10 protein-coding genes are annotated in these 7543 nt (G+C 69.4%); 6 read left to right on the top strand and 4 right to left on the bottom strand.

The annotated features are described in order from the left end of the window. The first annotated feature begins 69 nt into the window (after positions 1-69). A complete protein-coding gene (locus tag ACWFR4_RS44800) occupies positions 70-312 on the top strand; it encodes a chaplin (protein WP_100592533.1) in 243 nt (80 codons plus the stop codon). 200 nt (positions 313-512) lie between these two features. Further along, positions 513-752 (top strand): chaplin, encoded by a 240-nt coding sequence (locus ACWFR4_RS44805; RefSeq protein ID WP_453467904.1) that lies wholly within the window; start codon positions 513-515, stop codon positions 750-752. Between the two features lie 120 nt (positions 753-872). Here the strand turns inward: ACWFR4_RS44805 and ACWFR4_RS44810 are convergent, their stop codons facing one another. After that, on the bottom strand, positions 873-1661 hold the full coding sequence (locus tag ACWFR4_RS44810) for a hypothetical protein (protein ID WP_453657296.1): 789 nt from the start codon (positions 1659-1661) through the stop codon (positions 873-875). A 123-nt stretch (positions 1662-1784) separates the two neighbouring features. Here ACWFR4_RS44810 and ACWFR4_RS44815 point away from each other — a divergent pair, with 123 nt between their 5' ends. The 3 genes from ACWFR4_RS44815 to ACWFR4_RS44825 all read left to right on the top strand — a co-directional run bounded on the left by ACWFR4_RS44815 (position 1785) and on the right by ACWFR4_RS44825 (position 4151). Continuing rightward, positions 1785-2582 (top strand): ABC transporter ATP-binding protein, encoded by a 798-nt coding sequence (locus tag ACWFR4_RS44815; protein WP_453467908.1) that lies wholly within the window; start codon positions 1785-1787, stop codon positions 2580-2582. Positions 2583-2646: 64 nt separating this feature from the next. After that, entirely contained in the window at positions 2647-3078 is a 432-nt protein-coding gene (locus tag ACWFR4_RS44820) for an NfeD family protein (RefSeq protein WP_266668987.1), read from the top strand. Positions 3079-3218: 140 nt separating this feature from the next. Next, positions 3219-4151, top strand: coding sequence for an SPFH domain-containing protein (locus ACWFR4_RS44825; RefSeq protein WP_453467910.1), 933 nt, complete (start codon positions 3219-3221; stop codon positions 4149-4151). A 74-nt stretch (positions 4152-4225) separates the two neighbouring features. Here the strand turns inward: ACWFR4_RS44825 and ACWFR4_RS44830 are convergent, their stop codons facing one another. The 3 genes from ACWFR4_RS44830 to ACWFR4_RS44840 all read right to left on the bottom strand — a co-directional run bounded on the left by ACWFR4_RS44830 (position 4226) and on the right by ACWFR4_RS44840 (position 6295). After that, entirely contained in the window at positions 4226-4732 is a 507-nt protein-coding gene (locus tag ACWFR4_RS44830; RefSeq protein ID WP_453467912.1) for an HNH endonuclease, read from the bottom strand. A gap of 145 nt (positions 4733-4877) precedes the next feature. After that, positions 4878-5417, bottom strand: coding sequence for a YbhB/YbcL family Raf kinase inhibitor-like protein (locus tag ACWFR4_RS44835; protein WP_405482344.1), 540 nt, complete (start codon positions 5415-5417; stop codon positions 4878-4880). Between the two features lie 95 nt (positions 5418-5512). Then, complete coding sequence (locus tag ACWFR4_RS44840; RefSeq protein WP_453467914.1) at positions 5513-6295, bottom strand: sporulation protein; 783 nt, start codon at positions 6293-6295, stop codon at positions 5513-5515. Between the two features lie 193 nt (positions 6296-6488). Here ACWFR4_RS44840 and ACWFR4_RS44845 point away from each other — a divergent pair, with 193 nt between their 5' ends. Next, positions 6489-7130 carry a DNA-3-methyladenine glycosylase gene (locus ACWFR4_RS44845; RefSeq protein WP_453467916.1) on the top strand — a complete coding sequence of 214 codons (642 nt, stop codon included), beginning with the start codon at positions 6489-6491 and terminating at the stop codon, positions 7128-7130. Positions 7131-7543: the final 413 nt, after the last annotated feature.

Below are 7543 nucleotides of genomic sequence, written 5' to 3' on the forward strand. Positions count from 1 at the left end.
CGAGGCTCCGGCGTTCTCCAGTGCGTGCTGCGGCGGTTCGTCGCAGTGATCGCCTAGGAGGGTCAAGAAGTGAAGAAGCTGAAGAGGGTCGCGGCCGTGTCGATGGTCGCCGGTGGGCTCGTCGCCGCCGGTGCCGGTATGGCCTCCGCCACCGACGCGCACGCGGACGGCCAGGCCGTGCACTCGCCCGGCGTCGTCTCGGGCAACGTGATCCAGGCCCCGGTCCACGTCCCGGTCAACGTCGTCGGCAACACCGTGAACGTCATCGGTGTGCTCAACCCGGCCTTCGGCAACCTCGGCGTCAATCACTGACGTACGCCTCAGGTCCACCAGTGACCACCGGCCCCCCGGTATCCCCGGGGGGCCGGTCCTGTTTCCGGCCCGGCCGCGGACCAGTTGATCCGAACGGGCGCATCGCCGCCCCCGCCCGTGTCATCCGCCCGGCCTGCCCGTTGCACAGCGTGCGCCCCCGTAGCTGGGGTCGAATCGCCATAGCTGGAGGAATGCTTCTCATGAACATCGCCAAGAAGGCCGCCCTGGCCGTCGCCGTCGCCGGTATCGCCGCGGGTGCTTCCGCCGGAGCCGCTTGCGCCGACACGGGCGCCGAGGGCCTGGCGGCCCATTCCCCGGGTGTGGGTTCGGGCAACCTGGTGGAGGTCCCGGTCCACGTTCCGGTCAACGCCACGGGCAACAGTGTCAACGTGATCGGCCTGCTGAACCCCGCGTTCGGCAACGCCTCCGTGAACGACTGACACACCCCCCAGGAAGGGCCCCACGGACACGGATCCGAGGGGCCCTTCCTGCGTGTTACACCACTCCCGAGCGCCTGCGACCCGGCGCCCCCGCGCCCCCGACGCCCATACGCCCCCGCCTCACCGCCCCCCGCGCTCCCGCTCCTCCACGAACGCGTTGTACGCCGCGACCTGCGCCCGCCGGGCCGTCCGCTCCACCGGCCGCAGCGCCTCCGACCGCGCCGCCATCTCCGAGGCACTCACGGCCCCGCCGTGCCCGCTCTCGTACGCCACCGAGATCAGCAGCCCGACGCGCTGCGCCAGCTCCAACACTCTTACCGCGCGCGGCGGATAACCCGGCGCGAGAACCTCGCGCCCCCGCTCGGCCCGCGCGCGGTACGCGTCCACCGCCGCCTCGGCGACAGGCCCCGACCCGGCGACGTCGAGCCGCGACAGTACGGCCGTAGCGTCCCGCAGCGCCTCCGCCAGCTCCCGCTCGGCCTCACCGAGGGAGGGCACGTCCGCGGGGGGCGCCTCCCGCACGGGAAGGCAGTGCCACAGGACGTCCACATGGAGGTCGCCGGCGGGCCCGGCCTCGTACACCTCGGGGACGAGCCCGAGCGCGGCCCCCTGGCACACGACGGCCTCCTCCGCGTCGAGGGCGCGCGCGTTGAACTCGGGTGGACCGCTCAGGCCCAGCGGGTGGCCCGGCGCAGGCAGCGCCACCCGCAGCCCGGTCGCCCCCAGCGTGCGCAGCCGCCCCAGGGCGAGCGTCAGCCCCACCGGCGCCGACTCGCCGGGCAGCCCCTCCACCCGGTGCACCGCGTCCTCGCCGACTATGGCGAGCGCGGCATCATCGGGAGCAACAAACCCGGCCAAAAGGGCATTTCCCCATGAGGCCAGCCGACCTGAGCGTGGTTCCGAAAGCATGGGCTCCACCCTAAAGACCGGCCGATGGATTGGACCGGTCGACCGGTGGCGTAGGTTTTCCCCTGGGGGATGCGTCCACAGACGCACGCGACAGCCGAGACTGCAATGGGAGACAACGCGCTCATGAGCGATGTACTGGAGCTGGTGGACGTATCCGTGGTCCGCGAGGGCCGGGCTCTGGTGGACCAGGTCTCCTGGTCGGTCAAGGAAGGCGAGCGCTGGGTCATCCTCGGCCCGAACGGCGCCGGCAAGACGACCCTCCTGAACGTCGCCTCCAGCTACCTCTTCCCCAGCCAGGGCACGGCCACGGTCCTCGGCGAGACCCTCGGCAAGCCCGGCACCGACGTCTTCGAACTGCGCCCGCGCATCGGCGTCGCGGGCATCGCGCTCGCCGAGAAGCTCCCCAAGCGCCAGACGGTCCTGCAGACGGTCCTCACCGCGGCGTACGGCATGACCGCCGGCTGGCACGAGGACTACGAGGACATCGACGAGCAGCGCGCCCGCGCCTTCCTCGACCGCCTCGGCATGAGCGACTTCCTGGACCGAAAGTTCGGCACGCTCTCCGAGGGCGAGCGCAAGCGCACCCTGATCGCCCGCGCCCTGATGACCGACCCCGAGCTTCTCCTCCTCGACGAGCCCGCCGCCGGTCTCGACCTCGGCGGCCGCGAGGACCTCGTACGGCGCCTCGGCCGGCTCGCCCGCGACCCGGTCGCCCCCTCGATGATCATGGTGACGCACCATGTCGAGGAGATCGCCCCCGGCTTCACCCACGTCCTCATGATCCGCCAGGGCAAGGTCCTCGCCGCGGGCCCCCTGGAGCTGGAGCTGACCTCCCGCAACCTCTCCCTCTGCTTCGGCCTCCCGCTCGTCGTCGAGCAGCGCGGCGAGCGCTGGAGCGCGCAGGGCCTCCCGCTGGGCTGACCCGGCGCGGGCCGCTCCCACGGCACCCTGTCGCCGGAGGGAACCCCGGTCCTACCATGACCATGTGGCAGACATCGACGCATGGGTGTGGTGGCTGATCGGGGCGGCCGCGCTCGGAATCCCTCTCGTCATCACCGCGATGCCCGAATTCGGCATGCTCTCCGCCGGCGCCGTCGCGGGCGCCGTGACCGCCGGCCTGGGCGGCGGGATGGTGATGCAGGTCCTCGTCTTCGCCGCCGTCTCGGTCGCGCTCATCGCCGTCGTACGGCCCATCGCGGCCCGCCACAGCGCCCAACGACCGGTGCTCGCCACCGGAATCGAGGCCCTCAAGGGCAAACAGGCCGTCGTCGTCGAACGCGTCGACGGCAGCGGTGGCCGTATCAAGCTGGCCGGAGAGATCTGGTCCGCCCGCTCACTCGACGAGTCCGAGAGCTACGAGCCGGGCCGTCACGTCGACGTCGTCGACATCGAAGGAGCCACCGCGATCGTCGTGTGATCATGGTGACGTGATCGGGGAGGTGGCTTGAACTCCCCACGCCGCAGGGCCTGTTCTGACAGACTCGACCAGCAAGATCCTCAAGATCTTCCGGCGGGACCCGCCGGAACGACGACGGCACGAAGGGCACGGGAGACGCGATGTCAGCGATCATCATCGTCCTGATCATTCTGGTGGTGCTGGTCTTCATAGCCCTGATCAAGACCATTCAAGTCATCCCGCAGGCGAGCGCGGCGATCGTCGAACGCTTCGGCCGCTACACCCGCACACTGAACGCGGGCCTGAACATCGTCGTCCCGTTCATCGACTCGATCCGCAACCGGATCGACCTGCGTGAACAGGTCGTACCCTTCCCGCCCCAGCCGGTGATCACCCAGGACAACCTGGTCGTGAACATCGACACCGTCATCTACTACCAGGTGACCGACGCCCGCGCCGCGACCTACGAGGTCGCCAGCTACATCCAGGCCATCGAGCAGCTCACCGTCACCACCCTGCGCAACATCATCGGCGGCATGGACCTGGAGCGGACCCTGACCTCCCGCGAGGAGATCAACGCGGCCCTGCGCGGCGTCCTCGACGAGGCCACCGGCAAGTGGGGCATCCGCGTCAACCGCGTCGAGCTCAAGGCGATCGAGCCGCCCACCTCCATCCAGGACTCGATGGAGAAGCAGATGCGCGCCGACCGCGACAAGCGCGCCGCGATCCTCACCGCCGAAGGTATCCGTCAGTCCCAGATCCTCACCGCCGAGGGCGAGAAGCAGTCCGCGATCCTCCGCGCCGAAGGTGAGGCCAAGGCCGCCGCCCTGCGCGCAGAGGGCGAGGCCCAGGCCATCCGTACGGTCTTCGAGTCCATCCACGCCGGCGACGCCGACCAGAAGCTCCTCGCCTACCAGTACCTCCAGATGCTCCCGAAGATCGCCGAGGGCGACGCCAACAAGCTCTGGATCGTGCCCAGCGAGATCGGCGACGCACTCAAGGGACTCTCCGGCGCCATGGGCAACTTCGGCCCGATGGGCGGCGGTTCGGCCCCCGCGGCCGCCGAGCGCCGCGAACAGCCCCCCATCGACTGAACACCCGCCCCGCACACGAAGAAGCCCGCCCCGGCACCCGGAGGCGGGCTTTTCCGTGCGCGCAGAGTCCCGCGCTACGCGGCCGTACGCGCCAGCCAAGCCGGCAGCGCCTCCCGCTCGGAATGCCCGAGCGTCAGCAGCATCGCGTCGGCCGGCGTGGGCTCGAACGGCTCCCGCAGCAGCGGCATCCCCGCCTGCTCCGGAGTCCGGTCCGCCTTGCGGTGATTGTCCTCCGCGCACGAGGCGACCGTATTCAGCCAGGAGTCCGCACCACCGCGCGACCGCGGCACCACGTGGTCCACGGTCGTCGCCCGCCGCCCGCAGTACGCGCACCGGTGCTGGTCACGCACCAGCACACCCCGCCTCGACCACGGAGCCTGTCTTCGGAAGGGCACTCGTACGTACCTGCAGAGCCTGATCACCTGCGGCACCGGTATGTCCACGGCGGCCGCACGCACACGGAGTCCGGGGTGGGCCTGCTCGACGACGGCCTTGTCCTGCAGCACCAGCACGACGGCCCGGTTGAGCGTCACCGTCGACAACGGCTCGAAGCTGGCGTTCAGTACCAGCGTGTCCCGCATCTCGCCCACCTCCCGTACGTCCCCGGCCCACCCCCGTGGCGGGCTTGGATCAACTCTGGCCGGGCGCGCCGAGATGGACAACGCAATAAAAATGCCCGCCCCCGATCACTTCCATGACCGGGGGCGGGCAAACAGCCGATGAACGCTAGCTATCCGCGGAAGCCGCGTACTCCGCGAGGACCTGCGCGCGCGCCAGCGTGTGGAAGCGCAGGTTGAACCCGACGACGGCCGGCGAGGCGTCCGAGTCGGGACCCAGCTTCTCCTGATCCACCGCGTACACGGTGAAGACGTAACGGTGGGCCGGGTCACCGGGCGGCGGCGCGGCGCCCCCGAAGTCCTTCGTCCCGTAGTCGTTGCGCACCTGCACCGCACCGGCGGGCAGCCCCTCGAACTTGCCGCTGCCCGCGCCGGCCGGCAGCTCGGTCACCGAAACCGGGATGTCGAACACGGTCCAGTGCCAAAAACCACTGCCCGTCGGGGCGTCCGGGTCGAAGCACGTCACGGCGAAACTCTTCGTCTCGGCCGGGAAGCCCTCCCACCGCAGCTGCGGCGAGGTGTTCCCGGCCGCGTAGACCTGAGCGTCCTTGAGTACCGCACCCGGCTCGAAGTCCTCGCTCACCACCGTGAACGACGGCACCTGCGGATGGAAGTCATGGGGAAGCGGCGGCCTCTTGAGGTCGGTCACGTCGGCACCTCCTGATCGGCGAAAACTCTCGGTGCCGAGCCTATGCCCCGGCCGGCCGGCAGCGGACGGCGCCGCCACCGGCCGGCGCACAGGGGTCAGAACCAGTTGCGCTTGCTGCCGACCTCGGACAGCCACTGGTGCAGATACGCCGACCAGTCCGTCCCCTGGAAGTCGTTGTGCCCCACGACGAACGACCGGAACGTGTCACTGCTCTCGCTGAAGAGCCCCGGCTTCTTGTCCATCTCCAGGATGACGTCCATCTCGCGGTCGTCCGCCACAAAGCTCAGCTCGACCTGGTTGAGCCCGCGGTACTGCTGCGGCGGGAAGAACTCGATCTCCTGGTAGAAGGGCAGCTTCTGCCGCGTCCCCCGGATGTGCCCGCGCTCCATGTCCGCGCTCTTGAACCGGAAGCCCAGCCCGATGAAGGCGTCCAGGATCGCCTGCTGCGACGGCAGCGGGTGCACGTTGATCGGGTCGAGGTCACCGGAGTCCAGCGCCCGCGCGATCTCCAGCTCCGTCGTCACACCGATGTTCATGCCGCGCAGCTGCTGCCCGTCGATCGTCGTGACCGGTGTCTCCCACGGGATCTCGAGCCCGAACGGCACCGCGTGCACCGCGTTCGCCTGGAGCTGGAAGGCACCGCCGAGGCGCAGCTTCGTGAACTCGATGTCCTGCTTGGTCTCCTGGTCGGCACCCTCGACCTCGACCCGCGCCTGCAGACCGACCGACAGCCCCTCGATGTCCTGGTCCACGGACCCGCCCTGGATCCGCACCTCACCCTGGACGACGCCGCCCGGCACCACGTTGACCTCGGTCAGCACCGTCTCGACCGACGCACCGCCCGCACCCAGACTCGCCAGCAGCCGCTTGAACCCCATGACTCCACTCCTCCCCGTGCCACAACCGTGGCCCGTGTCTTCCTGTCGCGATCCTTGATCTCTACCAACGCGATAGACCGGTGACCGGTTCCGCGCGGCTCACCCTGGCAAGCAACGGAGCCCGGGGGCTACCCGTCCGCGCCGATTCGGCGCGCTTCTCCGTTACTTCTCCGTTGGACTACGCTCGTCCGCCATGATCGCGGCCCCTGACCGTACGCCCCTCCCACGGGACTTCTTCGACCGGCCCGTACTGGAGGTCGCCCCCGATCTACTCGGGCGTGTCCTTGTGCGCAACACCCCGGAAGGCCCGATCGAGCTGCGGCTCACAGAGGTGGAGGCCTACGACGGCCCGAACGACCCCGGCTCCCACGCGTACCGCTCCCGCACCGCCCGCAACGACGTGATGTTCGGTCCGCCCGGACACGCGTACGTCTACTTCACCTACGGCATGTGGCACTGCCTCAATCTGGTGTGCGGCCCGGAAGGCACCGCGAGCGGGGTCCTGCTCCGCGCCGGGGAGATCACGAAGGGCGCCGACCTCACGCGTAAACGTCGACTATCGGCCCGCAACGACAAGGAACTGGCCAAAGGCCCGGCGCGCCTGGCCACGGCCCTGGACGTGGACCGCGCACTGAACGGCACCGACGTCTGCGCCTCCCCGGACTCCCCGCTCGCGATCCTCTCCGGCACCCCCACGCCACGCGACCAGGTACGGAACGGTCCGCGCACGGGCGTGGCCGGCGAGGGCGGCGTCCACCCCTGGCGCTACTGGACCGTCAACGACCCGACGGTGAGCCCATATCGGCCGCATGCGCCACGCCGCCGTTCAACTTGACTCGCCCCTGGGGGATCCGTAATGTAGCCCGAGCCGCTTGACCCGGTTACGGCAATCTGCCAGCAGCCGAAAGCGGCCAAACCACTACCTACGAATTCCCCTCAGCGGGGGCTTATTCGGCGTGCCCGCACGCCTGAATTCGAATCCGCGGAGCTCGATTATGAGGCTCAAGGGAAATCCGCTAACGTAGTGGACACGCCGAAAGGCAAAGGCCCCCAACGGCCACCGGAAATGAATTCCGAACCGGGAACGGAACGGAAAACGGATCTGGTAGAGTTGGAAACGCAAGACCGAAGGGAAACTGCCCGGAGGAAAGCTTGAGAGAGTCTCTCGGGTGAGTACAAAGGAAGCGTCCGTTCCTTGAGAACTCAACAGCGTGCCAAAAGTCAACGCCAGATTGACAACCCCGGCCC

It is taken from the genome of Streptomyces sp. NPDC055140 (assembly GCF_053607285.1).

Coding starts and splice junctions, on each gene's coding strand:
- ACWFR4_RS44840 (WP_453467914.1), bottom strand. CDS start 6,295: ATGGGGTTCAAGCGGCTGCTGGCGAGTCTGGGTGCGGGCGGTGCGTCG.
- ACWFR4_RS44815 (WP_453467908.1), top strand. CDS start 1,785: ATGAGCGATGTACTGGAGCTGGTGGACGTATCCGTGGTCCGCGAGGGC.
- ACWFR4_RS44810 (WP_453657296.1), bottom strand. CDS start 1,661: ATGCTTTCGGAACCACGCTCAGGTCGGCTGGCCTCATGGGGAAATGCC.
- ACWFR4_RS44805 (WP_453467904.1), top strand. CDS start 513: ATGAACATCGCCAAGAAGGCCGCCCTGGCCGTCGCCGTCGCCGGTATC.
- ACWFR4_RS44825 (WP_453467910.1), top strand. CDS start 3,219: ATGTCAGCGATCATCATCGTCCTGATCATTCTGGTGGTGCTGGTCTTC.
- ACWFR4_RS44830 (WP_453467912.1), bottom strand. CDS start 4,732: ATGCGGGACACGCTGGTACTGAACGCCAGCTTCGAGCCGTTGTCGACG.
- ACWFR4_RS44845 (WP_453467916.1), top strand. CDS start 6,489: ATGATCGCGGCCCCTGACCGTACGCCCCTCCCACGGGACTTCTTCGAC.